We start from the raw sequence: 26,787 nt of genomic DNA, 5'->3' as shown, positions 1-26,787 counted from the left end.
ACCCGATCTCGACTCTCTAGATAGGAAACTCACCATGACCACTCCCCGCATCGCCTTCATCGGTGCCGGCAACATGGCTGCCAGCCTGATCGGCGGGATGCTCGCCCAGGGTCTGCCGGCCAGCGCGATCCGCGCCAGCGACCGCGGCGCCGAGCAACGCGAGAAGATCAACCGGGAACACGGCATCGAAGTACTGGCCAGCAATGCCGAGGCCTGCCGCGACGCCGACGTGATCGTACTGGCGGTCAAACCCCAGGTGATGAAGGATGTATGCCTCGACCTGGCGCCACATCTGCAGGCGGGCCAGCTGATCGTGTCCATCGCCGCGGGCATCACCAGCGCCAGCCTGGAAAACTGGCTCGGCCCGCGTGCCGTGGTGCGTTGCATGCCCAATACGCCGTCGCTGCTGCGCCTGGGCGCCAGCGGCCTGTACGCCAACGCGCGGGTCAGCGCCGAACAGCGCCAGCAGGCCGAGCAGCTGCTCAGTGCCGTCGGCCTGGCCGTGTGGCTGGACGAGGAAAAACTGATCGACGCCGTTACGGCCGTCTCCGGCAGCGGCCCGGCCTATTTCTTCCTGCTGATCGAAGCGATGACCGCCAGCGGTGAAAAGCTCGGCCTGCCCCGCGAAGTGGCCGCCAGGCTCACCCTGCAGACCGCGCTGGGTGCCGCGCAGATGGCATTGAACAGTGATGTGGACGCCGCCGAGCTGCGTCGCCGCGTGACCTCGCCGGCCGGCACCACCGAAGCGGCCATCAAGACATTCCAGGCAGGCGGCTTCGAAGCGCTGGTCGAGCAGGCCGTCAAGGCCGCCGATCACCGCTCGGCCGAGCTGGCCGAACAACTGGGTCAATAAGGAGACAATCAATGATCGGTCTGAACACCGCAGCCGTTTACGTTCTGCAGACCATCGGCAGCTTCTACCTGCTGATCGTGCTGCTGCGCTTCATCCTGCAACTGGTACGGGCGGACTTCTACAACCCGCTCAGCCAGTTCATCGTGCGGGCCACCCACCCGTTGCTCAAGCCACTGCGCCGCATCATCCCCAGCATCGGCGGCCTCGACCTGGCATCCCTGGTACTGGCGCTGATCGTGCAGTTCGTGCTGATGGCACTGACCCTGATGCTGATGGGCGTCGGCGTCGGCGATCCGCTGCTGATCCTGGTCTGGTCGATCATTGGCGTCACCGCCCTGCTGCTCAAGGTGTTCTTCTTCGCCCTGATCATCAGCGTGATCCTTTCCTGGGTCGCCCAAGGCACGCACAATCCGGCCGCGCTGTTGGTCAATCAGATCTGCGAGCCGCTGTTGACGCCGATCCGCCGCATCCTGCCGAACCTGGGTGGCCTGGATCTGTCGCCCATCGTGGCGTTCCTGATCCTCAACCTGATCGACATGCTGGTGATCCGCAACCTGGCGGTCAGCACCGGCATGTTCAGCGGCCTGAGCCTGGCGATCTAAGCGTCCGTGAGCTTCCACCGCTGGGACGGCGATGCGCTGATCCTCGACTGTCAGCTGCAGCCCAAAGCCAGCAACGATGCGTTTGCCGGGCTGCATGGTGAGCGCCTGAAGATCCGCCTCACCGCACCGCCGGTGGACGGCAAGGCCAACGCGCACCTGCTGGCCTTTCTGGCCGATGCCTTTGGCGTCGCCAAGAGCCAGGTCACGCTGGAAAGCGGCCAGCAGAGCCGCCAGAAACGGGTGCGTATCCAGGCCCCCAGGCTGCTGCCAGCCGGTCTCGGCCTGACCGTTCGCCCTACCTGAACAACCACCAGCGCCATTGCCACCCGCCAGCCATTGACGGCACCGTCTCCCTTCGCATAATGCTCGGCAGCCCGCATCGTCGACCGATGCCCTGTCAGGGAATCCCCCATGAGCATGGAACGCCTCAGTGAACAGGTAGATGCCTACGTAGGCTGGAAGCGCGAGCTGGTCCGCGAGATCACCCGCTACCGCAGCTGGCTGGCGCACAACCGGCTGAGCAGCGAAGGCGTCGAAGCGCGCCTGGAACGCGCTCTGCGCCTGCTGCGTACCGATCACATTACCCTGGCTTTCGTCGGCGAGTTCTCTCGCGGCAAGACCGAACTGATCAACAGCCTGTTCTTCTCCGAATACGGCCAGCGCATGCTGCCCTCCCAGGCCGGGCGCACCACCATGTGCCCCACGGAAATCCTTTTCGATCCAGGCGCCGAGCGCCCGTACATCCGCCTGCTGCCGATCGAAACACGCATCTCCGAGGCCAGCGTGGCGCAGTTCAAGCGCACGCCCCGGCACTGGGTGGACATCCCGCTGGACACCTGCGACCCGGACAACATGGCCAAGGCCTTCGCCCAGGTGGCGGCGAGCAAGAGCATGCCCGTGGAGAAAGCCATCGGCCTGGGCTTTCACCCGGACAACCTGGAAAGCACCGACAGCTGCGGCCAGGTGCTGGTACCGGCCTGGCGCCACGCCATCGTCAACTTCGATCACCCGCTGCTGCGCCAGGGCCTGCGCATCCTCGATACACCGGGCCTGAACGCCCTGGGCTGCGAGCCGGAGCTGACCCTGTCGATGCTGCCCAGCGCCCAGGCGATCATCTTTCTGCTGTCCGCCGACACCGGCGTCACCGCCAGTGACCTGGACATCTGGCAGCAGCACGTCCAGCCCATGGACGAAGAGACCCAGAGCTGCCTGTTCGCCGTGATGAACAAGATCGACGTGCTCTGGGACGACCTTGCCGGCGAGACGTCGGTCGCCAACGCCATCGAGCGGGTGCGCATGCAGGCGGCTCGCCATCTGGGCATCGCCAGCCAGGACATTCTGCCGCTCTCGGCCAAGCAGGCGCTGCTCGCCAAGGTCCGCAAGGATCCGGCACTGCTCGCCCGCAGCCAGATGGCCAGTCTCGAGTCGCTGCTCTGCGAGCGCATCGTGGCCCAGAAGGAGCGCCTGCTCGAAGAGCGCGTGGTGCGCCAGGTGCTGGCCATGCTCAACAACAGCCAGCATGTCCTCGGCCTGCGCCTGGGCAAGGTCGCCGAACAGCTGGAGCTACTCGACGAGCGCCGTCAGGACAACGGACAGATGCTGCTGGAGCTGACCGCCCGCACCAAGGATGACCATACCGTGCATCACAAGCGCCTGGTCGCCCTGAAAACCAACCAGCGCCTGCTGCGCAATCAGGGCGAACGCCTGAAGAGCGCAGCGCGGCCGGAGAAGCTCGACGCCCACCTCAATCTGTTGCGCCGCCAGCTGACGGGCAGTTGGACGACGCTGGGTATCAATCAGGCCATCCTGCAGTTCTTCACCGCCGTGGAAGACGACCTGCACAGCCTGTCCCACGACGCCGAAATGGCCAACCGCATGGTCGATGCCATCTACCGTCGACACAACGCCGAGAATCCCCTGCAGGCCGTCGACGCACCGAGCTTCGAACTGGCCCGCTACGTGCGCGAGTTGCGTCACCTGCAGAAGAAGGCCGACCGCTTCCGCCTGGGCCTCAAGAACCTGCTGACCGAGCAGCGCAGCCTCAGCCGACGCTTCTTCGCCACTCTGGTGCAGGAAGTCATCGGCATGCACCGCCGCCTGCGCCGCGACGCCGAGCAGTGGGCCGACGAAGCACTGATGCCGCTGATGCAGCACACTCTGGAGCACAAGCAGTTGCTGGAAGGCCACATGCTGCGCCTCAAGGCGCTGGCGCAGGATACCCAGCACGGCCGTCAACGCCGCCAGCAACTGGCGCACTATGGCGAGGAGCTGAAGCAACAGCTGGCACAGGCCGGCGAGATGCTGCGCGTAATGCGCCGCCCCGCGCCGATCCAGCGCCAGGGCAAGGTGGTGACGCTGCAAGGCATGCCGCGTCCGCAGGGCAACGCCGACTAGCGGCAGGCCGCCGCCCGGGTTCGACAGCAACCGCCGTACACCGCGATGCCGGGACAGGGGCAACGCGGTGTGCGCTTTCCTTGCCGCTGACAGGCGCGCTCTTTAGACTGCTGCACTTTCCTACGTACCTTTTATTATCCGAGCAGGGTCGATGCCGACTGTTTTTCCTCAAGACTCCGTTGGCCTGGTCACGCCGCAGATCGCCCATTTCGCCGAGCCCCTGGCCCTGGCCTGCGGGCGCAGCCTGGCCGACTACCAGCTGACTTATGAAACCTATGGCGAGCTGAACGCCAGCGCCAGCAATGCCGTGCTGATCTGCCACGCGCTGTCCGGCCACCACCACGCCGCCGGCTACCACAGCGTGGATGACCGCAAACCGGGCTGGTGGGATAGCTGCATCGGCCCCGGCAAGCCGCTGGATACCAAGCGTTTCTTCGTCGTCAGCCTCAACAACCTGGGCGGCTGCAACGGCTCGACCGGCCCGTCCGACATCAACCCGGCGACCGGCAAACCGTTTGGCGCCGACTTCCCGGTGATGACCGTGGAAGACTGGGTCAACAGTCAGGCCCGCCTGGCCGACCTGCTGGGCATCCGCCAGTGGGCCGCCGTGGTCGGCGGCAGCCTGGGCGGCATGCAGGCCATGCAGTGGACGATCAGCTACCCGGACCGCGTCCGCCATTGCCTGGCCATCGCCTCGGCACCCAAGCTCTCGGCACAGAACATCGCCTTCAACGAGGTGGCTCGCCAGGCCATCCTCACCGATCCGGAATTCCACGGTGGGCACTTCCAGGATCAGGGGGTGATCCCCAAACGCGGCCTGATGCTGGCACGCATGGTCGGTCACATCACCTATCTGTCCGATGACGCCATGGGCGAGAAATTCGGTCGCGGCCTGAAGAACGAGAAGCTTAACTACGACTTCCACAGCGTGGAATTCCAGGTCGAAAGCTACCTGCGCTACCAGGGCGAGGAGTTCTCCGGGCGTTTCGATGCCAACACCTATCTGCTGATGACCAAGGCACTGGACTACTTCGACCCGGCGGCCGAGCACGATGGCGACCTGGCCAGAACCCTCGGTCAGGCCAAGGCCGACTTCTGCGTGATCTCGTTCACCACCGACTGGCGTTTCTCGCCGGCGCGCTCGCGGGAAATCGTCGACGCCCTGCTGGCCGCCCGCAAGAACGTCTGTTACCTGGAAATCGACGCGCCCCAGGGCCACGATGCCTTCCTCATGCCGATTCCGCGCTACCTGCAGGGCTTCGGCAGCTACATGAAACGGATCGAGGTGTAAGCATGCGAGCCGACCTAGAGATCATCCAGGAATGGATTCCCGCCGGTAGCCGCGTCCTCGACCTTGGCTGCGGCGATGGCGAGCTGCTCGCCTGGCTGAGCGCCAACAAGCAGGTCAGCGGCTACGGCCTGGAAATCGACCCGGAAAAGATCGCCCAGTGCATCGTCAAGGGCGTCAACGTCATCGAGCAGAACCTCGACGAAGGCCTCGGCAACTTCGCCAGCGACAGCTTCGACGTGGTGGTCATGACCCAGTCGCTGCAAGCGCTGCATTTCCCCGACAAGGTACTGGCGGAGATGCTGCGCGTCGGCAAGACCTGCATCATCACCTTCCCCAACTTCGGCCACTGGCGCTGCCGCTGGTACCTGGCCAGCAAGGGCCGCATGCCGGTGTCGGACTTCCTGCCCTACACCTGGTACAACACGCCGAACATCCACTTCTGCACCTTCGAGGACTTCGAGCGCCTGTGTCACCAGCAGAGCGCCCGGGTACTCGATCGCCTGGCGGTCGACCACGAACACCGGCATGGTCTGGCCAGCCGCGTATGGCCCAACCTGCTGGGCGAGATCGGCATCTACCGCATCAGCGGGCACAACGCCCGTGACGTGCGCATCGCCAACTGAGCAATCGAACCCATGCGCCTCCTGCTGATTGCCTTATGCCTGAGCCTGCCGGTAAGTGCCGCCGAACGAATGCAGCGCCTGGGTGATCTGCAGGTGCATTACAGCGCCTTCAACGCCAGCTACCTGCAACCGCAGATCGCCCAGGCCAGCGGCCTGGTGCGCAGCGGCAAGCAGGGCGTGCTGAACATCAGCGTGCTGCGCGCCGGTAAATCCAGCCCGGCCACGGTCAGCGGTGAAGTGAAGAATGTGCTTGGCCACGGCCACACGCTAACCTTCATCGAACAGCGCGAGGGTGAGTTCGTCTCGTACCTGGCGCAGTTTCCCATCCCCTCGCGCGAGGTGTTGCTGTTCAACCTGCAGGTGAACGGCCAGCGCCTGGACTTCAACCAGGAACTCTTTCCGGAGCCATGATGCCTTTCCCAGAACTCGTCCTAGCCAGCCACAACGCCGGCAAACTCAAGGAACTGCAAGCCATGCTCGGCGACAGCGTGCGCCTGCGCTCGGTCGGTGAGTTCAGCCAGGTAGAGCCGGAGGAAACCGGCCTGTCGTTCGTCGAGAACGCCATCCTCAAGGCCCGCAATGCCTCGCGCCTGTCCGGCCTGCCCGCTCTGGCCGATGACTCGGGCCTGGCGGTCGATTACCTCGGCGGCGCGCCGGGTATCTACTCCGCCCGCTACGCCGATGGCCAAGGCGATGCCGCCAACAACGCCAAGCTGCTGGCAGCGCTCAAGGACGTGCCGGATGCCGAGCGCGGCGCCCAGTTCGTCTGCTGCCTGGCCCTGGTGCGCCACGCCGACGATCCGCTGCCGATTCTCTGTGAAGGCCTGTGGCACGGCAGCATCCTGCATGAAGCCCGTGGCGAACATGGTTTCGGCTATGACCCGCTGTTCTGGGTCGAAGAGCACCAGTGCTCCAGTGCCGAGCTGTCGCCGGTCGACAAAAACCAGCTCAGCCACCGTGCCATCGCCATGGCTCTGCTCAAGCAGCGCCTGGGCCTATGAACGCCACAAGCCACAAGCCACAAACTGCAAGCGAAACCAGCTCGCAGGCGTCTCAGCTTGTGGCTCGCCGCTTCGAGCTGCCGCCGCTGTCGCTGTATATCCATATCCCGTGGTGCGTGCGCAAATGCCCCTATTGCGACTTCAACTCCCACGCTGCCGGCCCGAATCTGCCGGAAGAGGCTTATGTAGACGCGCTGCTCGCCGATCTCGATAGCGACCTGCAGCACGCTCACGGCCGTCCGCTGACGTCGATCTTCTTCGGCGGTGGCACACCCAGCCTGTTTTCCGCCAAGGCTCTTGGTCGCCTGCTGGAAGGCGTGGAACGGCGCATTCCGTTCGCCAGCGACATCGAAATCACCCTGGAAGCCAACCCGGGTACTTTCGAGCAGGAGAAGTTCGCCGCCTACCGGCGCCTGGGTATCAATCGGCTGTCGATCGGCGTGCAGAGCTTCCAGGCAGAAAAGCTCAAGGCTCTGGGGCGAATCCACGATGGCGATGAAGCGATTCGCGCCGCCGACATGGCCCGCGCTGCCGGCTTCGATAACTTCAACCTGGATCTGATGCACGGCTTGCCGGATCAGTCCCTCGATGACGCGCTGGGCGACCTGCGCATCGCCATCGCCCAGGCACCGACTCACTTGTCCTGGTATCAGCTCACGGTGGAGCCGAACACGGTGTTCTGGAACCAGCCGCCGGTGCTGCCGGAAGACGACACCCTCTGGGACATTCAGGAAGCTGGCCAAGCGCTGCTCGCCGAACAGGGTTACGGCCAGTATGAAGTATCGGCCTATGCACAGCCCGGCCGTGCCGCCCGGCATAACCTGAATTACTGGACATTCGGCGACTTCCTCGGCATTGGCGCTGGCGCCCACGGCAAGCTGAGCACACCAGACGGCCGCATCAGCCGCACCTGGAAAACCCGCCTGCCCAAGGACTACCTCGACCCCGCCAAGCAGTACAGCGCTGGCGAACGCATCCTCAGCGCCGACGAGCTGCCGTTCGAGTTTCTGATGAACGTGCTGCGCCTGAGCGATGGCTGTAGCGCCGAGCTGTTCAGCCAGCGAACCGGCCTACCGCTGCAGCAACTGGCCAGCGCCCGCGAACAGGCGGAGCGCCGTGGTCTGCTGCAAAAAGATCCCGCTCGTCTGACGGCGACCCGCGAAGGCCAGCTGTTTCTCAATGACTTGCTGCAATACTTCCTGCCCTGAATCACGGCCGCCATAGAACCAAAGGCGCGCCGGATGATCCCAGGCAGCAGGAATCAATCACGACGTGCCCAAGGAGCAACGATGGATTTTCTGCTGGACTTGATCGCCACCGTGTCACGCTGGAGTCGTGGCCACCTCAGCGAGATTTCCCTGGGGCTCATCGCCACCTTGCTGGTGCTGTTCGGCCCAGCCATCAACGCCTGGGTACAAGGCCGTATCGGCAGCTTCAACTTCGTGCTGCGCACGCTGATCTTCGTCGTGGTCTGCGTCGTCGGTTACGGCCTGGCGATGGTTTACCTGACGCCGCTGCTGACCCAGGTGCTTGGCCATTTCAACAACTACACCCTGGCGCCTGTCCTGCTGGTGGTGATGTTTCTGATCGGCGTGCTGGCGGATCGCAGCTGAATGGGCCTCAGGGCACCAACTTGAACCAGTCGATCACACCCACATCCTTGTTCGGATAGATCCCCAGCACTTCACCTGCGGCGTCTTGCGCCACGGACAGGTCGGGCTCCACGGGCTTGCCGCTGCGGCGATCCTGCGCAGGGACATCGGCAATCGGGCTGAAGAGCAGATTGCCCTGATACTGACGAACGCGGGTTCCAGCCGGGTACTGCATGACCCCAAACTCCAGCGCCGCCGCCAGCTCACCCTGCCAATCCTGGAGGTCGCCTTGCGGGCCATCCAGCCATAGATTCACTGCGCGGATCTCCAACCCCTGAAAACGCGCGGGCGTGCTGCCTGCCTCCACCAGCCAGCGGCCTCTCTCGACGGCGTGCACGCTCACCTGCCCGGGCCAGGCGACCCCAGCCACCTCGCTGCCGGGCACCAGGGTGCAGGCCTCCAGATGCCAGTCGGCAAGCACGAATGGCGCACCGAACGGATAAGTGAAACTGACGGCTGCCTCTGGCGAGCAGTTCCAGCCCTGCAGCCTGGCGGCGTCCAGCAACTTCAACTCGGCCAGGCCTCGACCCGCGTCAAGATCGAGGCTCTGCACGCGCATGCCAAGTACCAGGCCAGGCTCGCGATCGAACTCGACGCGCTTGACGCTTTGCAAGCCATAAGCCAGTGGCTTGCCACTCAAGTCCTGCATGGGCTCCAGACGTTCCATCCACACCCGCGTACCCGCGGGTAGCGTCAGATCGCCGAGCACCTGACTGGTCTCCAGGCGAGGGCTGAGGGCACGCCGTTCGAGCCAATGATCGAGCTGCCACCTGATGAATTGCATGGTGGGGAGACTGCCAGCGGCCAGGAATACCGCCAATAAACCGAACCACCAGCGGCGCTTCGCGATGAAGCGTCTGGAGCGGCGCAACAGAAAGGCCACCAGCAATACCAGCAGCCCGCACAGGCACAGAACGGAAACCAGCAGGAACAACGAGCCGAGCATCATGGCCAGCGGATTAATCGGGATCATCGGTGTCCTTGTGAGCGCCAAACGCCAGTATCGCCGCAGAGCTTATAGAGTCGCCCGCGCCTGAATCAATACCTGCAGCGCCATAACGAAAAAGCCAGCAGTTAGCTGGCTTTTTCGTCGATCAGGGGGCGACCTTCACTTCACGAACCGCAAGCAGAACGGGTAGCGATAGGCGCGCCCTTCTCCCGCCTTGATACCGGCAATGATGGTCAGCACGATGGTACCGATGCACAGCAGCCCCATCAGCAGGAAGCCGATCAGCACCAGCATCAGCAGCAGGCAGACGATGCCAGCGATGGCCACGGTGATCTGAAAGTTCAGCGCTTCCTTGCCCTGCTCGTCGATGAAGGCATCCTGATCCTTCTTGATCTGCCAGACGATCAGCGGGCCGATCAGGTTGCCGAAGGGAAAGATGAAACCGAGGGCCGCGGCGAAGTGGCAGATCATCGCCCACTGGCGCGCTTCCTTGCTGGGCTCGGGGGCGGGCGTCAACAGGTTGCTGTCATCCATCGTGGTTCTCCTCGGTCAGCGACCGGTCACTCGGCCAGGGCGGCCTGCTGCAGGGCGAACAGGTCGGTCATGCCTTGCTGCGCCAGGGCCAGCATGGCATTCAGCTCGGCAGGCTGGAAAGGCGCACCTTCAGCGGTGCCCTGAACTTCGATGAAGCCGCCGGTACTGGTCATCACGACATTCAGATCGGTTTCGGCTGCGGAGTCTTCCAGGTAATCCAGATCGAGCACCGGCTCACCCTGATAGATGCCTACGGAAACCGCCGCGATCATCTGCTTGAGCGGGTCGCCGCCTTTCAGGCCGCCACGCTTCTTCATCACCTTGAGCGCATCGACCAGCGCGACCATGGCGCCGGTGATCGAGGCGGTACGGGTACCACCATCGGCCTGGATCACGTCGCAATCGACGTACAGGGTGTTTTCACCGAGCTTGCTCATGTCCAGCGCGGCACGCAGCGAGCGGCCGATCAGGCGCTGGATTTCCAGGGTACGGCCGCCCTGCTTGCCCTTGCTGGCCTCACGCTGATTGCGGTCACCGGTAGCACGCGGCAGCATGCCGTACTCGGCGGTCACCCAGCCCTGGCCCTGGCCCTTGAGGAAGCGCGGTACGCCCTGCTCGACGCTGACGGTGCAAATCACCTTGGTATCGCCGAACTCCACCAGCACCGAACCTTCGGCGTGCTTGGTGTAGTTGCGGGTGATGCGAATCGAGCGCAACTGATCGGCCGCGCGGCCACTGGGACGTTTCATCAAGGAATACCTGCTCGCGTTCTATATGGAATCGGAAATCTGTCGCGCATTATAGGGTCTGTTGCCGCCTGGCCGCGACCGCGCCTGTCCGACGGACGCGGTCACGATTGGGAGCCGTCGCCGCACTGCGCTACAATCGCCGCCTTTGGCCAACGCCAAACCGGCAGAACTTCACGAGGTAAGCAGCATGATCCACAGCATGACGGCCTTCGCCCGCACCGAGCAGGCAGGTGCCAACGGCACCCTGAGCTGGGAGCTGCGCTCGGTCAACCACCGCTACCTCGAGCCCCATCTTCGCCTGCCGGAAGCCTTTCGCGACCTCGAAGGCGCGGTACGCGAAGCGCTGCGCCAGGGCCTGTCGCGCGGCAAGGTGGAGTGCACCCTGCGCTTCACCGAAGACAGCGCCGGCAAACCGCTGCAGGTCGACCGCGACAAGGCCACGCAACTGATCGCCGCCGCAGAAAGCGTGGCAGCACTGATCAAGCAGCCGGCCCCGCTCAACCCACTGGAAGTCCTCAGCTGGCCAGGCGTTCTGGTAGCCGACGGCAGCGACCCTCAGGCCCTCAACAGCGCTGCCCTGAAACTCTTCGCCAGCGCCCTCGATGAACTGAAGAAAGGCCGCAGCCGTGAAGGCGCCGAGCTCGCCAAGCTGCTCAACGAACGCCTCGACAGCATGCTTGGTGAAGTGGCCGCCCTGCGCGAGCTGGTGCCGCAGATGCTCGATGTGCAGCGCCAGAAGATTCTCGAACGCTGCCGCGAGATGCAGGCCGACCTCGACCCGCAGCGCCTCGAACAGGAACTGGTGATGCTCGCGCAGAAGAGCGACGTGGCCGAAGAGCTGGATCGCCTGAGCACCCACGTCAGCGAAGTGCGTCGCGTGCTCAAGGCGGGCGGTGCGGCAGGCCGACGCCTGGACTTCCTGATGCAGGAGCTCAACCGCGAAGCCAACACCCTGGGTTCCAAGGCCTTCGACCCACGCAGCACGCAGGCAGCGGTCAACCTCAAGGTATTGATCGAGCAGATGCGCGAACAGGTTCAGAACATCGAATAATCGACGCCCGGCCTCCGCTGCGCGACCTCCCGACCTCACCGTTTCAGGACAGATCCATGAGCACCACCGGCACGCTCTACATTATTTCCGCCCCCTCGGGCGCTGGCAAAAGCAGCCTCGTCAAGGCGCTGATCGAAAGCGAACCCCATGTTCGCGTGTCGGTATCGCACACCACCCGCGCCATGCGCCCGGGTGAGAGTGACGGCGTGCACTATCACTTCGTGGATCACGCGCGATTCACCGCCATGCTCGAACAGAGCGAGTTCCTCGAGCACGCCCAGGTGTTCGGCAACTACTACGGCACCTCGCAGCGCGCGCTGGAGAAGACCCTGGCCGAGGGCATCGATCTGATTCTGGAGATCGACTGGCAAGGCGCTCAACAGGTACGCCGCCTGATGCCGCAGGCGAAGTCGATCTTCATCCTGCCGCCGACCCTCGAAGCGCTGCGCCACCGCCTGACCAGCCGCGGCCAGGACAGCGGTGAAGTGATCGAACAGCGCATGCGCGAAGCGGTCAGCGAAATGAGTCACTACGTCGAGTACGACTACATCGTGATCAACGATGATTTCTCCCACGCACTGAGCGACCTGAAGGCGATCTTCCGGGCCAATCAGTTGTTGCAACCGGCCCAGCAGCAGCGCCACCTGGGATTGCTCAACGAACTGCTGGCGTGAGGTGAAACGGGGCCGACTCACACCAGTGCGGCCCTGCAGAGGTCGCTCGAGCACCGAAAATCGCGCCCTGCGTTGCGAACTTGTGCCTTCCAGCGACTTTCTCTTCCCTTAATGCTGGCGTTTTTCTAGACTATCCAGTCCGCTCGCCCATTTGGGCCCAGCTTATTTTTTGCATTCGCTACGAGGAACACCATGGCCCGCGTTACCGTTGAAGATTGCCTGGACAACGTCGATAACCGCTTCGAGCTGGTCATGCTCGCCACCAAGCGTGCTCGTCAGATCGCTACCGGCGGCAAAGAGCCCAAGGTGGCATGGGAAAACGACAAGCCGACCGTGGTCGCTCTGCGTGAAATCGCCAGTGGCCTGGTAGACGCCGACATTGTCGCGCAGGAAGACATCATCGAAGAAGAGCCGCTGTTCGCTGCCTTCGAGGAAGAGGCGAACGAGCCTCTGTAAGCCTATGCCCGGTCGAAAGCGTACGTCGCAGGTGCACAAGGCCTGGCAAGGGAGCCTCCCATGCCGAGCATAGACGCCCTCGCCGATCGACTTTCGACCTACCTGGGTGACGAACAGGTCAATCTGGTTCGTCGCGCCTACTTCTACGCCGAACAGGCGCACGATGGGCAGCGCCGCCGCAGCGGCGAAGCCTACGTCACCCATCCGCTGGCCGTGGCCAGCATCCTCGCCGACATGCATATGGATCATCAGAGCCTGATGGCCGCCATGCTGCACGACGTGATCGAGGATACCGGGATCGCCAAGGAAGCCCTGCACGCGCAGTTCGGCGAATCGGTGGCAGAGCTGGTGGACGGCGTCAGCAAGCTGACCCAGATGAATTTCGAGACCAAGGCCGAGGCCCAGGCCGAAAACTTCCAGAAGATGGCCATGGCCATGGCGCGCGACATCCGCGTGATCCTGGTCAAGCTGGCCGACCGCCTGCATAACATGCGCACCCTGGAAGTGCTGTCCGGCGAAAAACGCCGACGCATCGCCAAGGAAACCCTGGAAATCTACGCCCCCATCGCCAATCGACTGGGCATGCACAGCATGCGCGTGGAATTCGAGGATCTTGGCTTCAAGGCCATGCACCCGATGCGCTCCGAGCGCATTCGTGCGGCCGTGCGCCGGGCCCGTGGCAATCGCAAGGAAATCGTCACCCGTATCGAGGAATCGCTGCTGCACTGCCTTGAACGCGAGGGCATGACGGGCGAGGTGATGGGCCGCGAGAAGCACCTGTACAGCATCTACCAGAAGATGCGTGGCAAACGCCGCGCCTTCAACGAGATCATGGACGTCTACGCCTTCCGCATCGTGGTCGACAAGGTCGACACCTGCTATCGCGTACTGGGCGCCGTGCACAATCTCTACAAGCCGCTGCCGGGCCGCTTCAAGGACTACATCGCGATCCCCAAGGCCAACGGCTACCAGTCGCTGCACACCACCCTGTTCGGCATGCACGGCGTGCCCATCGAGATCCAGATTCGCACCCGCGAAATGGAAGAGATGGCCAACAACGGCATCGCCGCGCACTGGCTGTACAAATCCAACGAAGATGAAACGCCGAAGGGCAACCACGCCCGCGCGCGCCAGTGGGTCAAGGGCGTGCTGGAGATGCAGCAACGCGCCGGCAACTCGCTGGAATTCATCGAGAGCGTGAAGATCGACCTGTTCCCGGACGAGGTCTACGTGTTCACGCCCAAGGGCCGCATCATGGAGCTACCCAAAGGCTCCACGGCGGTGGACTTCGCCTATGCGGTGCACACCGATGTCGGCAACACCTGCATCGCCTGCCGCATCAACCGCCGCCTGGCACCGCTTTCCCAGGCTCTGGAAAGCGGCTCCACGGTGGAAATCGTCAGCGCGCCGGGCGCACGCCCCAACCCGGCCTGGCTGAACTTCGTGGTCACCGGCAAGGCGCGCACTCACATTCGCCACGCCCTCAAGCAACAGCGCCGCTCCGAGTCGATCAACCTCGGCGAGCGCCTGCTCAACAAGGTGCTGGCCAGCTTCGAAAGCCACCTGGACAAGCTGCAGCCCGAGCGCCAGCAGGCGGTTCTCAACGAATACCGCCTGGAGACCTTCGAAGACCTGCTCGAGGATATCGGCCTGGGCAACCGCATGGCCTACGTGGTCGCTCGTCGACTGCTGGCCAGCGAAGGCGAGGAACTGCCCAACGCCGAGAGCCCACTGGCCATTCGCGGCACCGAGGGCCTGGTGCTCAGCTATGCCAAGTGCTGCACGCCGATTCCGGGCGACCCGATCGTCGGGCACCTCTCGGCCGGCAAGGGCATGGTGGTGCACATGGACACCTGCCGGAACATCAGCGAAGTGCGCCACAACCCGGAAAAATGCATCCAGTTGTCCTGGGCCAAGGACGTCACGGGCGAGTTCAACGTCGAGCTGCGTGTCGAACTGGAGCACCAGCGCGGCCTCATCGCGCTGCTGGCCGGCAGTGTCAACGCGGCTGACGGCAACATCGAAAAGATCAGCATGGACGAACGCGACGGCCGCGTTAGCGTGGTCCAACTGGTGGTCAGCGTGCACGACCGCGTCCACCTGGCGCGGGTGATCAAGAAGCTGCGCACCCTGCCCGGCGTCATGCGCATCACGCGCATGAAGGCATGACCCTCTCCCCAGCCGGCGGCACGCAGCGATCCCCGGCAACATCCAACGAAAGCCTCATCGCCTTGACTCGGCTTGAGGTGGGCAACGCCAGCCTGTAGCCTGCCTGGGTTCTTCCTGCAGCTTGAGCCCTGTCGCTTGAAGCTGCCCTTACCTAGGAGTTTTCCATGAGCAAGAGCGTCATCAGCAGCGACAAGGCTCCGGCCGCCATCGGCACCTACTCCCAGGCTATCAAGGCCGGCAATACCGTTTACCTGTCCGGGCAAATTCCCCTGGACCCGAAGACGATGGAACTGGTGGAAGGCTTCGAGGCACAGACCGTGCAGGTATTCGAGAACCTCAAGTCGGTCATCGAAGCCGCCGGTGGCTCGTTCAAGGATGTGGTCAAGCTGAACATCTTCCTCACCGACCTTTCCCACTTCGCCACCGTCAACGAAGTGATGGGCCGCTACTTCCAGCAGCCCTACCCGGCCCGCGCCGCCATTGGCGTGGCCGCCCTGCCGAAGGGCGCGCAGGTCGAGATGGACGGCATTCTGGTCATCGACTGACCAGCGCCCACGCCCGGAGCCCAGGCTCCGGGCGACACGCCTTATCGTTCACGCAACACCGCGCCATACCCCTCTCGATAGCTGGGATATTGTGGCGACCAGCCCAGCGCCCGAGCCCGGGCATTGCTGCAGCGTTTGCTGCCGGAGCGGCGCACGGTCGACTCTTGCGCCCAATGCTCGACACCGAGTTGCTGCCGTAGCCAGCCCACCACCTCGTGCAACGGCGCAGGCTCGTCATCCACACCGATATAACAGTCATCCAGTGGCTTGCCTGCCCAGTCCGCCTGAAGCAGAAAGGCCAGCAACCCGGCTGCGTCATCGGCATGGATGCGGTTGCCATAGAGCGGCGGCTCCACCGACACCCGATACCCCATGCGCACCTGCTTGAGCAGCCACTCACGGCCCGGACCGTATATGCCGGTCAGCCGCACCACGGTGGCTGGCACCTCAGCCCCCCACGCCACCTGCTCCGCCTCGCGGATCACCCGGCCCGAGTAGCTCTGCGCCTGGGCAGGCGAGGTCTCGTCTATCCATTCGCCATCCGCCTGGGCGTACACGCCGCTGCTGGACACGAACAACAGGCGCTTCGGACGCTGTCCTCGCGACTGCAGCCAACTCAGTACGTGACGCAGGCCATCGACGTAGGCCCGACGGTAGCCGGGCTCGTCGTGCTCAGTGGCCGCCGCGCTGTATACCAGATAATCCAGTTCACCCTGCGGCCATTGCTCGGGGCAACCAGGCTCGTGCAGATCACCTGCGACCGGCAGAATGCCTTCGGGCAACTCGGACACCGTTCGGCGCATGCCGAAAACCTGCCAGCCAGCGCCATGCAGACGCACTGCAAGACGCCCCCCCACATCCCCGCACCCGGCGATCATCACGCTTGCAACTCTGCTCATCATTGCCCTCTCTCAGCCCGGCGAACGCTCTATCACGACGACCTGAATGTAATATAGTTACATTAACGCTTTCATAAACAAGAATTACTTGCAATAATGTTCAGCCTTTTTTGCCGCGCAGGGTTTCGCCCGCGCAGGTCACCGTCATCACACTTAGGTCCGGCAAGCATGAACTCTACCGCCCATAGCGCTAAGCCAACCACTGTCGCCGCTCGGCCGCAACGCCTCGGCGCGCTCCTCGCCCTGCTGCTCAGCCTGACGCTGGCTCCGACCGCGAGCTTCGCCGATCAGTCGGTGACTGCGCCTGCCGAGCCCGCTGCCGGTGCGCAGCAGGCACCTGACGCGAATGCTCAGATACCAGCACAAACGGACGCGGCACCAGCAGCACCTGCTCTGGATCCCCGCCTGGCCTCCGAAGAGCTGGAGAAGCGGATCGACGCCCTCGGCCCCGATGCCACTCCACAACAGATCAGGGAAGTGCGCGAACAGTTCATGATCGAGAATGGCGTGCCACCAGAAATCCTGCAGAACATGCTGGATCTGGCTGCAGCGGCCGATAATCTGGACATCGAAAATGGCTCCGCCGCCGAAGCAGAAGCGGTCTTCCACGATCTGTCCCCATGGGGCATGTATCAGGGCGCCGACGTCGTGGTCAAAAGCGTGATGATCGGTTTGGTGCTGGCATCCATCCTGACCTGGACCATCTGGATCGCCAAGACCATCGAACTGGTGACCGCACGTCGCCGTCTGCGTCGTGAAATCATCGAGCTGAAAGGCGCCCGCAACCTGGCTCAGGCCAGCGACCAGGCTCGCGCCAAGCACAGCTTCAGCGAAATCCTCATCGAAGACGCCCGCGAAGAGCTGAAACTCTCGGCTACCAGCCGCGAGAAGGAAGGCATCAAGGAACGCGTCAGTTTCCGCCTCGAGCGCCTGGTCGGCGCCTGCGGTCGCGACATGAGCAAAGGCACCGGGGTGCTCGCCACCATCGGTTCCACCGCCCCCTTCGTCGGCCTGTTCGGTACCGTCTGGGGCATCATGAACAGCTTCATCGGCATCGCCAAAACCCAGACCACCAACCTGGCCGTCGTCGCTCCAGGCATCGCCGAAGCACTGCTGGCCACCGCACTGGGCCTGGTTGCCGCGATTCCTGCGGTGATCATCTACAACGCCTTCTCGCGCTCGATCAGTGCCTACAAGGCGCAGGTCGCCGATGCATCCGCTCAGGTGCTGCTGCTGGTCAGCCGTGACCTGGACATGCTGCCGAACAGCGATCGCGCCCAACAGCCTCACATGGTCAAGGCGGGTTAAGGCCATGGGTCTTCATCTCAACGAAAACGGCGGCGACGATCTTCAGGAAAACCACGAGATCAACGTCACGCCCTTCATCGACGTGATGCTGGTGCTGCTGATCATCTTCATGGTCGCCGCGCCACTGGCTACCGTCGACGTGAAGATCGATCTGCCTGCATCCAGCGCCAAGCCGGCACCGCGCCCGGACAAGCCGATCTACCTGAGCATCAAGGACGACAAGAAGCTGTTCCTCGACAACGACGAGGTACAGCCGGCCATGCTCGGCGCGGCGCTGGACAAGCTGACGCAGAATGACAAGGACAAGACCATCTTCGTACGCGGTGACAAGGGCGTCGAATACGGCGACCTGATGGAAGTCATGGACACCCTGCGTGGCACCGGTTATCTGAAGATCGGCCTGGTAGGCCTGGAGACGGTCGGCTCGCAATGAAGAAATCCAGCCGCACGTTCTCCTGGTTCGCTAGCCTGGTCATCGTGGTTGGGCTGCACATCGGCCTGTTCCTCTGGGCCATGTACTGGCAACCCCAGGCGACGCCCATCGAACTGCCCCCCGCAGCCATGATCGTCGAACTGGAGCCACTGCCCCCGGCCGCGCCCAAGCCTGCACCGCCACCGCCACCGGAAGTCGTTCCGGAGGAGCCCGAGCCTCAGCCGAAACTGGTCGAAGCGCCGAAGCCGACGCTGGCGGTGACGCCACCCAAGCCCAAGCCGAAGCCCAAACCCAAGCCGCCGAAGCCCAAGCCACCCGAGCCGAAGCCGCCGGAGCCTCAGGACGAACCGCCAGAAGACGCCCCACCTGCGCCTCCTGCACCGGCGCAAGCCAAGCCGGCCGCCCCCCAGCAGGCGCCGATCAGTTCGCCGAGCAAGGCTGAAGTCAGCTGGCAGAGTGAGCTGCTGGGCCACCTGGCCAAGCACAAGCGCTACCCGGAAGACGCGCGCCGTCGCGGTCTCGAGGGCGTCAACCGCTTGCGTTTCGTGGTCGATGCCAATGGCATGGTGCTGTCGTACACGCTGGTCGGCAAATCCAGCAGTGCGTCCCTGGACCGGGCCACGCTGCAGATGATACGCCGTGCACAACCGCTGCCGAAACCGCCAGCCGAACTGCTCAAGGATGGCAGCGTGGAAATCGTCGCACCATTCATCTACTCCCTGGAGCGCGGCCGCGGCCGCTGATGCCGTTATCCGCCCCTGGCCGAAAAGCCGGGGCGGATACCCTCCCCAGCTGCAATATCCGCCCCGCAGACACACCTCAGTGGTTGGTTACATGGAAGACAGCGGCTATGCTTGGCTGCATCTCAATGGACTAAGACTATGACCCTCACTGAACTGCGCTACATCGTGACGCTCGCTCAGGAACAACATTTCGGTCGAGCCGCGGAGCGCTGTCACGTCAGCCAGCCCACCCTGTCGGTCGGCGTCAAGAAACTCGAAGACGAACTGGGCGTGCTGATCTTCGAACGCAGCAAGAGCGCCGTGCGCCTGACGCCAGTCGGCGAAGGCATCGTCACCCAGGCTCAGAAGGTACTGGAGCAGGCTCAGGGCATCCGCGAGTTGGCCCAGGCTGGCAAGAACCAGTTGGCGGCACCGCTGAAGATCGGCGCCATCTATACGGTCGGCCCCTATCTGTTCCCTCATCTGATCCCACAGCTGCATCGCGTGGCCACCCAGATGCCGCTGTACATCGAAGAAAACTTCACCCACGTGCTGCGCGACAAACTGCGCACCGGCGAGCTGGACGCGATCATCGTCGCGCTGCCGTTCCAGGAAGCCGACGTGCTGACCCTGCCGCTGTACGACGAGCCCTTCTACGCCCTGCTGCCTGCCGATCACCCGTGGACGGCAATGAAGACCATCGACACCAAGCTGCTCAATGACAAGAGTCTGCTGCTGCTTGGCGAGGGCCATTGTTTCCGCGACCAGGTGCTGGAGGCCTGCCCGACCTTGCGCAAAGGCGAGGAACAAGCCCGGCACACCACGGTGGAATCCAGCTCGCTGGAAACCATCCGTCATATGGTCGCCTCGGGCCTCGGCGTTTCCATCCTGCCTTTCTCGGCAGTGGACAGCCACCACTATGCCCCGGGCGTGATCGAAGTACGCCCCCTCAGCCCGCCGGCGCCGTTCCGCACCGTAGCCATCGCCTGGCGCGCCAGCTTCCCACGGCCGAAGGCCATCGAAGTGCTGGCCGACTCCATCCGCCTGTGCTCGGTTGCCAAGCCCCTGCCGCTTAACGTCTGAGGGCAACGATGAGTGAGCTGTCGACGGTTTCCGTCACCGACCTCAAAGGCGTTGGTGCGGCCCTGGCGGAAAAACTCGCCAAGGTTGGCCTGGAAACCCTGCAGGACATCCTTTTCCACCTGCCTCTGCGCTATCAGGATCGCACCCGGATCGTCCCTATCGGTGCCCTGCGACCTGGCCAGGATGCCGTGGTCGAGGGCACCGTTTCCGGGGCCGATGTGGTCATGGGCAGGCGTCGCAGCCTGCTGGTGCGCCTGAGTGACGGCAGTGGCACGCTCAGTCTGCGCTTCTACCATTTCAGCAATGCGCAGAAGGAAGGCCTCAAGCGTGGTACCCAGGTGCGCTGCTACGGTGAAATCCGCCCGGGTTCGTCCGGGCTGGAGATTTACCATCCCGAGTACCGCGCGCTCTCCGGGGACGAACCGCCGGCCGTGGAACAAACCCTGACGCCGATCTATCCGACCACCGAAGGGCTGACCCAACAGCGCCTGCGCCAGCTCAGCGAACAGGCTCTGGTTCGCCTTGGCCCGCACAGCCTGCCGGACTGGCTGCCCCGCGAGCTGGCCGACGACTATCAGCTGGCGCCGCTGGACCAGGCGATTCGCTACCTGCATCGCCCGCCACCGGATGCAGACCTCGAGGAGCTCGCCGAAGGCCGGCACTGGGCCCAGCATCGGCTGGCCTTCGAAGAACTGCTGACCCACCAGCTGTCGATGCAGCGCCTGCGAGAAAGCGCTCGTGCGCAGCGCGCGCCTGCATTGCCGGTCGCGCAGAAGCTGCCAGGTAAATTCCTCGCCAACCTCGGCTTCACCCCCACCGGTGCGCAGCAGCGGGTCGGCGCAGAAATCGCCTATGACCTGAGCCAGGGCGAACCGATGCTGCGCCTGGTGCAGGGCGATGTGGGTGCCGGCAAGACCGTGGTCGCGGCCTTCGCCGCACTGCAGGCAATCGAAGCCGGCTATCAGGTCGCGCTGATGGCGCCCACGGAAATCCTCGCCGAGCAGCATTACCTCAATTTCAGCCGTTGGCTGCAGCCGCTGGGCCTGGAAACCGCCTGGCTGGCCGGCAAGCTCAAGGGCAAGGCGCGCGCCACCGCCCTGGAACAGATCGCTGCCGGTGTCCCCATGGTGGTCGGCACCCACGCGCTGTTCCAGGAAGAGGTGCGCTTCCGCAACCTGGCCCTGGCGATCATCGACGAACAGCACCGTTTCGGCGTACAGCAGCGTCTGGCACTGCGCCAGAAAGGCGTTGGCGGCCGGCTCAGCCCGCATCAGCTGATCATGACCGCGACGCCCATCCCACGCACGCTGGCGATGAGCGCCTATGCGGATCTGGACACCTCGATTCTCGACGAACTGCCGCCGGGCCGTACACCGGTGAACACCGTACTGGTGGCGGACAGCCGTCGCTTCGAGGTGGTCGAGCGGGTGCGCTCGGCCTGCAACGAAGGCCGTCAGGCGTACTGGGTCTGCACGCTGATCGAAGAGTCCGAGGAGTTGACCTGCCAGGCGGCGGAAACCACCTACGAAGACCTGGCTGCAGCGCTGGTCGGTCAGCAGGTCGGTTTGATCCACGGGCGCATGAAGCCCGCCGAAAAAGCCGCGGTGATGGATCAGTTCAAACAGGGTCAACTACAGTTGCTGGTAGCCACCACGGTGATCGAGGTAGGCGTCGACGTGCCCAATGCCAGCCTGATGATCATCGAGAATCCCGAGCGCCTTGGCCTGGCACAACTGCATCAGTTAAGGGGAAGGGTCGGCCGGGGCAGCGCGGCCAGCCATTGCGTGCTGCTCTACCATCCGCCGCTGTCACAGATCGGTCGCGAGCGGCTGGGCATCATGCGCGAAACCTGTGATGGCTTCATCATTGCGGAGAAGGATCTCGAGCTGCGCGGCCCCGGAGAAATGCTCGGCACTCGACAAACCGGCCTGCTGCAGTTCAAGGTAGCTGATCTGATGCGTGATGCCGACCTGCTGCCGGCGGTTCGCGATGCGGCTCAGGCCCTGCTGGAGCACTGGCCACAGCATGTCAGCCCGCTGCTGGAACGCTGGATGCGGCATGGTCAACAATATGGGCAAGTTTGAACATTACACAGGACGATCGTCGACTCGCGAGGTCGCATTGTCAGCTTGCTGGTTATACTTGGGGAGCTGCATCCCCCTTTACGACGGAACACGTCATGACTGAAGTAGCCATCGCCGACCTCTCCCCCCAACCGCCTCTGGTGATTCGCCAGTTGCTGGAAAAGCTTGGTCTGAGCTATCAGGTGCGCAATGAGCAGCCTGGGCTGCCAGCCGCACAGCGCGTACAGACCGTGCTGCTTGAGGATGCGGTGGGCGCCCTGCTGGTGCTGTTCCCTCAGAACCAGTTGCTGGACCTCAATCGCCTGGCCGAACTGACCGGTCGCAAGCTCACGGCGGTCAAACCCGAGCGCCTGGATCGCATGCTCGGCAAGCATGACCTGGTGATACTGCCCGGAATCCCCGCACTGACCAGCTCGCCCTGCCTGTACGACGAGCGCTTGCTCGAGGCGCCGAGCCTGTACATCCAGTCGGGCGAGCCCGGCGTGCTGCTGGAACTCCATACCGAATCCTTCAAGGGCCTGCTGGGCAAGGCCAGTGCCGCGCGCTTCGGCGAGCCGGTGAGCAAGGTGCGGCTCAATCTGACCCGCCCCGACGATGATCGCAACGAGATCAGCCACGCCGTACAGGCCTTCACCGCGCGGCGCATCCAGCAACGTCTGGAAGAGACCATCGAGATTCCACCGCTGGCGGAAACCGCGCAGAAGATCATCAAGCTGCGGGTCGACCCCAACGCCACTGTCGACGATATCACCGGCGTGGTCGAGACCGACCCGGCCCTGGCGGCGCAGGTGGTGAGCTGGGCCGCATCGCCCTACTACGCCGCCCCCGGCAAGATCCGCTCGGTGGAAGACGCCATCGTTCGCGTACTGGGCTTCGACCTGGTGATCAACCTGGCCCTGGGCCTGGCCCTGGGCAAGACCCTCAGCCTGCCCAAGGACCAACCGCAGCAGACCACGCCCTACTGGCAACAGGCGATCTACACCGCCGCCGTGATCGAAGGCCTGACGCGCGCCATGCCGCGCGCCCAACGCCCGGAAGCGGGTCTGACCTATCTGGCGGGGCTGCTGCACAACTTCGGCAATCTGGTGCTGGCTCACGTGTTCCCGCCGCACTTCTCGCTGATCTGCCGCCACCTGGAGGTCAACCAGCACCTGCCACACAGCTATATCGAGCAGCACCTGCTGGGCATCAGCCGCGAACAGATCGGCTCCTGGCTGATGCGTTACTGGGACATGCCCGAAGAGCTGGCGGTGGCACTGCGCTTTCAGCACGACTCGAGCTACAGCGGCAACCACTCCACCTACCCGAACCTGGTCTATCTGGCGGTCAGCCTGTTGCGCAACCACGGTATCGGTACCGGGCCGGAGCGTGAAATCCCGCAGAGCCTGCTCGACAACCTGGGCATTACCCGGGACAAGGCGGAAGAAGCGCTGAGCAAGGTGCTGGCCGCAGAGGTCGCGCTACGCGATCTCGCGTCGCAGTTCGGGTCACCGAACTGATAGCGGCTGCGGCCACTCGCGCTGCGCGTGGCCGCGAAGGTTTTCCGCTGGATCAGGCCGCTTTCTTGTCGGCCGGGCGCTTGGGACGCAGGTATTTGGTCAGACCCTGAAACCAGATCACCAGAGCGGGATTGCCCTGAATCTGGATGTCCTTGTTCTGGATACCCTGCATGAAGGCCAGTTGCTTGTTCTTCGCCGTCAGGGTGGCGAAGCCGAAAGGTGAATCCTTGAAGCCGATGGCGAAGGCCGGCTCGCTGGCCATGCCGCGCTTGCTGCTGACGCGCTGTTCACGGACGACGAAGTGACGAGCGACTTTGCCATCGAGCGTATGCAACTGAAACACCAGATCGCGACCCTCCAGTTGCTGACGGAATGCCGGATTGTCACGGCTTGCCTTGGCCATGAGACGGCCCAGCATCCAGAGAAGAAAACGGAATTTCATGGCATGGCCTGCTTGGGCGGAGAAAACGGAGGCCGCCGATTGTAGCGACTTACCGCAAGCCTGACAGCTAGCCTGGGGACATTGCTAGCGCCAGCTCCAGACGAGGGTCTGCTGACATTTCGGAACAGCCGGCTTTCAACACCCGCATGACTGAGCGCAGTAGTTTTCACACATTCCGTGATTGCCAGCATTGCGCTGAAACGTCAGCAGACCCCAGGGCTCAGTTGACCGAGTCCTTGAGAGCTTTGCCGGGTTTGAAGGCGACGGTGTTGCTGGCCTTGATCTTCACCGGCTCCCCGGTCTGCGGGTTCTTGCCGGTACGAGCACCGCGATGGCGCTGTACGAACGTACCGAAGCCGACCAGCGTCACACTGTCCTTGCGGTTCAGTGCACCGGTGATTTCTTCGAGAACGGCGTTGAGTACACGATTGGCCTGATCCTTGGTCAGATCGGCTTTTTCCGCGATAGCGGCGGCGAGTTCGGGTTTGCGCATAAATGCCTCATTTACGGTTTGTTGTTGTTGTGTTCCGTGCCATGCGGCGCCAAGGCGCCGCGACAGCTCTACACTGCGGCAGGCATGGGGAGAATGGCACGCTCCAGAGGGCTTCGCCAGCCCCGTTTCAGGCTAAATCAGGCAATTTTGTCGAGCAGGCGACAGAACGCTCAGGGCAGCAGGGCCGGTAGTTGACGATTGAGTGCCAGTTTTTCCTGAACCGCTGCGCCGGTCAGCGCATACCCCAGCAGGGCGCCAGAGGCGTCGTGGCATAGCGCCCGTATATCCGCACCGCTGCCCTCGACCGTCCAGTTGCCATGGCTTCCACGCGGTGGTGGCGACACGACCAATGGGCAGGCAGGGGTTTTCACGGTCACCGGCATGGCCCCGTAGGTCACGTCTCCCGGCGTACCGCTGAGGGTTTTCGCCAGTGCACGGGCGCAGGCCATCAGCGGCATCACATAGAGCAGATTGAGACCGTCGACCTCCGCACAATCGCCGAGTGCGTAGATATTGGCGTGGGAGGTGCGCAGTTGGCGGTCGACCATGACGCCGCGGTTGATGGCCAGGCCGGCAGCGGCAGCCAGATCGGTGCGCGGGCGCAGACCAACCGCAGAGATCACCAGATCACAGGCGATCGACCGGCCATCGGACAGATGCGCCGCGAGCCCGTCACCCGCATGTTGCAGCCGGCTGACCACTGGCCCCAGGTGCAAGCGCACGCCCAATGCCTCCAGCCCCGCCTGCACGGCAGCGGCCGCTTCGGCAGGCAGCAGGGCCGGCATCAGTTGTTCGCAGGGTGCAACCAGATCGACCTCGTAGCCACCGAGCGACAGGTCGTTGGCGAACTCGCAGCCGATCAGGCCGGCACCCAGAATCAGCACGCGGCGCTTGCCCTGCGCCGCCTGGCGAAAATGCCCGTAACCGTGCAGGTCGTTGACCGTGAACAGCTCCTCGCTGGCGTCGCCCTCGATGGGCACGCGCAGCACCTCGGCGCCCCAGGCGAGCACCAGATCACGGTATGGCACCGCCTCCTCGCCGATCCACAGGCGTTTGTGCCCCGGGTCGATACCGGTAACCCGCGTGTGGGTCCACACCTGGGCAGCCAGCTGTTCGGCCATCGCCCCGGGCTCGGCCATGCACAGGCCATCGGCATCCTTGCTCTTGGCGAAGCCGGTGGACAGCATCGGCTTGGAGTAAGAACGACCATCATCGGCAGTGATCAGCAACAGCGGCGTTTCGCTGTCCAGCTTGCGAAATTCACGTGCCAGGTTGTAGCCGGCCAGGCCGGTGCCGACGATTACCACGGGGTCGCTCATTGCTCGTTCCTGTTGGGTTGGTCTCGCGAGGGCTCAGTTGATCTCGATCATCTCGAAGTCGATCTTGCCCACGCCACAGTCGGGGCACAGCCAGTCTTCCGGCACATCTTCCCAGCGGGTGCCGGGCTCGATGCCGTCATCGGGCCAGCCATCACGCTCGTCGTAGATCAGTCCGCAGACCACACATTGCCACTTTTTCATAAACGCTCTCCGGCGTAGTCACGGTCATTGCGCGGGCACGCTACCGCAAATGCCGGGACGCGCCAAGCACACGCGACGAACGCCGGGGCAGGCCGAAACCCGCGGCAATGCCCATGCTAGACTCCGCGCATCTCCATATCGCGAATCCGCACCGTGCCCCGTTCCGCCTCCCAGACGCCAGACTGGCTGTCCCGCGATCAACTGCAGCCCGCGCCATCAGCCGCCATCTGCGCCTGGCTGTTCGACGAGCGCTCACTGACCCGCCGGTTGAGCGAGCTGTCCGATGGCGGTTTCAGCGTCATCCCGCTGCGTGAAGGCTGGCTGGAGCTGCGTGACGACGAGTGCGCCGCGCTCGATGTGCCGTCTGGCAGCCTTGGCTGGGTGCGCGAGGTGCATCTGCGCGGCAATGCCGAGCCCTGGGTGTTCGCTCGCAGCGTAGCGGCCCGTGAGGCGCTGACCGACTCCGGCCTGGACCTGCAGCAGCTGGGTAGCCGCTCCCTTGGCGAGTTGCTGTTCAGCGACCAGGCCTTCGAACGAGGCGCATTGCAGGTGTGTCATTACCCGGCCGCCTGGCTGCCTGCAGACAACCCGCATCAGGGACTGTGGGCGCGGCGCTCGTGCTTTCGCCGTGACCGTCTGGCGGTGCTGGTCGCCGAAGTGTTCCTGCCCGCGTTCTGGCTCGCCGCCCACTAGCGCCGACACACCTGGCGCCCGGTGCCTGCGCCCGTATAATCCGCGCACCCCGCCAGGAGAAACCGACG

Annotated in this window: 30 protein-coding genes; 22 read left to right on the top strand and 8 right to left on the bottom strand. The window is 63.9% G+C overall.

Annotated elements, in window-relative coordinates; genetic code table 11:
* Nucleotides 1-34 precede the first annotated feature (34 nt).
* The 10 genes from proC (at nt 35) to QRN22_RS06550 (ending at nt 8,377) form a co-directional block, all read left to right on the top strand.
* Nucleotides 35-853, top strand: coding sequence for a pyrroline-5-carboxylate reductase (proC, locus tag QRN22_RS06595; protein WP_042552465.1), 819 nt, complete (start codon nt 35-37; stop codon nt 851-853).
* A gap of 11 nt (nt 854-864) precedes the next feature.
* Nucleotides 865-1,455 (top strand): YggT family protein, encoded by a 591-nt coding sequence (locus tag QRN22_RS06590; RefSeq protein ID WP_042552466.1) that lies wholly within the window; start codon nt 865-867, stop codon nt 1,453-1,455.
* 6 nt (nt 1,456-1,461) lie between these two features.
* Nucleotides 1,462-1,758 (top strand): DUF167 domain-containing protein, encoded by a 297-nt coding sequence (locus QRN22_RS06585; protein WP_042552467.1) that lies wholly within the window; start codon nt 1,462-1,464, stop codon nt 1,756-1,758.
* Nucleotides 1,759-1,866: 108 nt separating this feature from the next.
* A complete protein-coding gene (locus tag QRN22_RS06580) occupies nt 1,867-3,849 on the top strand; it encodes a dynamin family protein (protein ID WP_042552468.1) in 1,983 nt (660 codons plus the stop codon).
* Nucleotides 3,850-4,000: 151 nt separating this feature from the next.
* Complete coding sequence (gene metX, locus QRN22_RS06575; RefSeq protein WP_042552469.1) at nt 4,001-5,140, top strand: homoserine O-succinyltransferase MetX; 1,140 nt, start codon at nt 4,001-4,003, stop codon at nt 5,138-5,140.
* Between the two features lie 2 nt (nt 5,141-5,142).
* A complete protein-coding gene (metW, locus tag QRN22_RS06570) occupies nt 5,143-5,763 on the top strand; it encodes a methionine biosynthesis protein MetW (protein ID WP_042552470.1) in 621 nt (206 codons plus the stop codon).
* Between the two features lie 12 nt (nt 5,764-5,775).
* Complete coding sequence (locus QRN22_RS06565) at nt 5,776-6,174, top strand: DUF4426 domain-containing protein (RefSeq protein WP_042552471.1); 399 nt, start codon at nt 5,776-5,778, stop codon at nt 6,172-6,174.
* On the top strand, nt 6,171-6,764 hold the full coding sequence (gene rdgB / locus QRN22_RS06560) for an RdgB/HAM1 family non-canonical purine NTP pyrophosphatase (RefSeq protein WP_042552472.1): 594 nt from the start codon (nt 6,171-6,173) through the stop codon (nt 6,762-6,764). The genes QRN22_RS06565 and rdgB overlap by 4 nt, the downstream gene beginning before the upstream one ends.
* A gap of 59 nt (nt 6,765-6,823) precedes the next feature.
* Nucleotides 6,824-7,972 (top strand): radical SAM family heme chaperone HemW, encoded by a 1,149-nt coding sequence (gene hemW / locus QRN22_RS06555; RefSeq protein ID WP_042552526.1) that lies wholly within the window; start codon nt 6,824-6,826, stop codon nt 7,970-7,972.
* An 81-nt stretch (nt 7,973-8,053) separates the two neighbouring features.
* Nucleotides 8,054-8,377 (top strand): DUF3392 domain-containing protein, encoded by a 324-nt coding sequence (locus tag QRN22_RS06550; RefSeq protein WP_042552473.1) that lies wholly within the window; start codon nt 8,054-8,056, stop codon nt 8,375-8,377.
* 7 nt (nt 8,378-8,384) lie between these two features.
* Here QRN22_RS06550 and QRN22_RS06545 read toward each other — a convergent pair whose 3' ends face one another.
* The 3 genes from QRN22_RS06545 to rph form a co-directional block, all read right to left on the bottom strand.
* A complete protein-coding gene (locus tag QRN22_RS06545) occupies nt 8,385-9,389 on the bottom strand; it encodes a hypothetical protein (protein WP_042552474.1) in 1,005 nt (334 codons plus the stop codon).
* Nucleotides 9,390-9,524: 135 nt separating this feature from the next.
* A complete protein-coding gene (locus QRN22_RS06540) occupies nt 9,525-9,899 on the bottom strand; it encodes a DUF4870 domain-containing protein (RefSeq protein WP_042552475.1) in 375 nt (124 codons plus the stop codon).
* 26 nt (nt 9,900-9,925) lie between these two features.
* On the bottom strand, nt 9,926-10,648 hold the full coding sequence (rph, locus tag QRN22_RS06535; protein WP_042552476.1) for a ribonuclease PH: 723 nt from the start codon (nt 10,646-10,648) through the stop codon (nt 9,926-9,928).
* A 187-nt stretch (nt 10,649-10,835) separates the two neighbouring features.
* On the opposite strand from rph, the gene QRN22_RS06530 reads away from it, so the two are divergent.
* The 5 genes from QRN22_RS06530 to ridA all read left to right on the top strand — a co-directional run bounded on the left by QRN22_RS06530 (nt 10,836) and on the right by ridA (nt 15,543).
* On the top strand, nt 10,836-11,699 hold the full coding sequence (locus QRN22_RS06530; RefSeq protein WP_042552477.1) for a YicC/YloC family endoribonuclease: 864 nt from the start codon (nt 10,836-10,838) through the stop codon (nt 11,697-11,699).
* Between the two features lie 56 nt (nt 11,700-11,755).
* Entirely contained in the window at nt 11,756-12,373 is a 618-nt protein-coding gene (gene gmk, locus QRN22_RS06525; RefSeq protein ID WP_042552478.1) for a guanylate kinase, read from the top strand.
* 192 nt (nt 12,374-12,565) lie between these two features.
* Nucleotides 12,566-12,829, top strand: coding sequence for a DNA-directed RNA polymerase subunit omega (rpoZ, locus tag QRN22_RS06520; RefSeq protein ID WP_042552479.1), 264 nt, complete (start codon nt 12,566-12,568; stop codon nt 12,827-12,829).
* A gap of 60 nt (nt 12,830-12,889) precedes the next feature.
* Complete coding sequence (spoT, locus tag QRN22_RS06515) at nt 12,890-14,998, top strand: bifunctional GTP diphosphokinase/guanosine-3',5'-bis pyrophosphate 3'-pyrophosphohydrolase (RefSeq protein ID WP_042552480.1); 2,109 nt, start codon at nt 12,890-12,892, stop codon at nt 14,996-14,998.
* A 164-nt stretch (nt 14,999-15,162) separates the two neighbouring features.
* Entirely contained in the window at nt 15,163-15,543 is a 381-nt protein-coding gene (ridA, locus tag QRN22_RS06510) for a deaminase RidA (RefSeq protein ID WP_042552481.1), read from the top strand.
* Between the two features lie 41 nt (nt 15,544-15,584).
* Here the strand turns inward: ridA and QRN22_RS06505 are convergent, their stop codons facing one another.
* Complete coding sequence (locus QRN22_RS06505) at nt 15,585-16,442, bottom strand: SDR family oxidoreductase (RefSeq protein ID WP_042552482.1); 858 nt, start codon at nt 16,440-16,442, stop codon at nt 15,585-15,587.
* Between the two features lie 627 nt (nt 16,443-17,069).
* Here QRN22_RS06505 and exbB point away from each other — a divergent pair.
* The 6 genes from exbB to QRN22_RS06475 all read left to right on the top strand — a co-directional run bounded on the left by exbB (nt 17,070) and on the right by QRN22_RS06475 (nt 23,571).
* On the top strand, nt 17,070-17,750 hold the full coding sequence (gene exbB, locus QRN22_RS26560; RefSeq protein ID WP_413694643.1) for a tonB-system energizer ExbB: 681 nt from the start codon (nt 17,070-17,072) through the stop codon (nt 17,748-17,750).
* Between the two features lie 4 nt (nt 17,751-17,754).
* Nucleotides 17,755-18,183, top strand: coding sequence for a TonB system transport protein ExbD (gene exbD / locus QRN22_RS06495; protein ID WP_042552484.1), 429 nt, complete (start codon nt 17,755-17,757; stop codon nt 18,181-18,183).
* Nucleotides 18,180-18,926, top strand: coding sequence for an energy transducer TonB (locus tag QRN22_RS06490; protein WP_042552485.1), 747 nt, complete (start codon nt 18,180-18,182; stop codon nt 18,924-18,926). The genes exbD and QRN22_RS06490 overlap by 4 nt, the downstream gene beginning before the upstream one ends.
* Nucleotides 18,927-19,064: 138 nt before the next feature.
* Nucleotides 19,065-19,988, top strand: a complete 924-nt coding sequence (locus QRN22_RS06485) for a hydrogen peroxide-inducible genes activator (protein ID WP_042552486.1) — start codon at nt 19,065-19,067, stop codon at nt 19,986-19,988.
* Between the two features lie 8 nt (nt 19,989-19,996).
* The gene (gene recG / locus QRN22_RS06480) at nt 19,997-22,072 is read left to right on the top strand and encodes an ATP-dependent DNA helicase RecG (protein WP_042552487.1); all 2,076 of its coding nucleotides are present in this window, start codon (nt 19,997-19,999) and stop codon (nt 22,070-22,072) included.
* A gap of 95 nt (nt 22,073-22,167) precedes the next feature.
* On the top strand, nt 22,168-23,571 hold the full coding sequence (locus tag QRN22_RS06475; protein ID WP_042552488.1) for an aminoacyl-tRNA deacylase and HDOD domain-containing protein: 1,404 nt from the start codon (nt 22,168-22,170) through the stop codon (nt 23,569-23,571).
* Nucleotides 23,572-23,623: 52 nt separating this feature from the next.
* On the opposite strand, the gene QRN22_RS06470 is transcribed toward QRN22_RS06475, so the two are convergent.
* The 4 genes from QRN22_RS06470 to QRN22_RS06455 form a co-directional block, all read right to left on the bottom strand.
* The gene (locus QRN22_RS06470; RefSeq protein ID WP_042552489.1) at nt 23,624-24,013 is read right to left on the bottom strand and encodes a hypothetical protein; all 390 of its coding nucleotides are present in this window, start codon (nt 24,011-24,013) and stop codon (nt 23,624-23,626) included.
* A gap of 220 nt (nt 24,014-24,233) precedes the next feature.
* The gene (locus tag QRN22_RS06465) at nt 24,234-24,506 is read right to left on the bottom strand and encodes an HU family DNA-binding protein (RefSeq protein ID WP_042552490.1); all 273 of its coding nucleotides are present in this window, start codon (nt 24,504-24,506) and stop codon (nt 24,234-24,236) included.
* Between the two features lie 170 nt (nt 24,507-24,676).
* The gene (locus tag QRN22_RS06460) at nt 24,677-25,825 is read right to left on the bottom strand and encodes an FAD-dependent oxidoreductase (RefSeq protein WP_042552491.1); all 1,149 of its coding nucleotides are present in this window, start codon (nt 25,823-25,825) and stop codon (nt 24,677-24,679) included.
* A gap of 33 nt (nt 25,826-25,858) precedes the next feature.
* Nucleotides 25,859-26,026: a rubredoxin gene (locus tag QRN22_RS06455; protein WP_042552492.1), complete on the bottom strand. Its 168-nt coding sequence runs from the start codon at nt 26,024-26,026 to the stop codon at nt 25,859-25,861.
* Between the two features lie 153 nt (nt 26,027-26,179).
* Between QRN22_RS06455 and QRN22_RS06450 the strand changes: the two genes are divergently transcribed.
* Nucleotides 26,180-26,719: a chorismate--pyruvate lyase family protein gene (locus tag QRN22_RS06450; protein WP_042552493.1), complete on the top strand. Its 540-nt coding sequence runs from the start codon at nt 26,180-26,182 to the stop codon at nt 26,717-26,719.
* The last annotated feature ends 68 nt before the right edge of the window (nt 26,720-26,787 follow it).

It is taken from the genome of Pseudomonas sp. MEJ086 (genome assembly GCF_030209025.1).
GTDB classification, from domain to species: Bacteria; Pseudomonadota; Gammaproteobacteria; order Pseudomonadales; family Pseudomonadaceae; genus Aquipseudomonas; species Aquipseudomonas fulva_A.
Note: the sequence above shows the minus strand (reverse complement) of the source record. Positions and strands in the feature narration are given on the sequence as shown.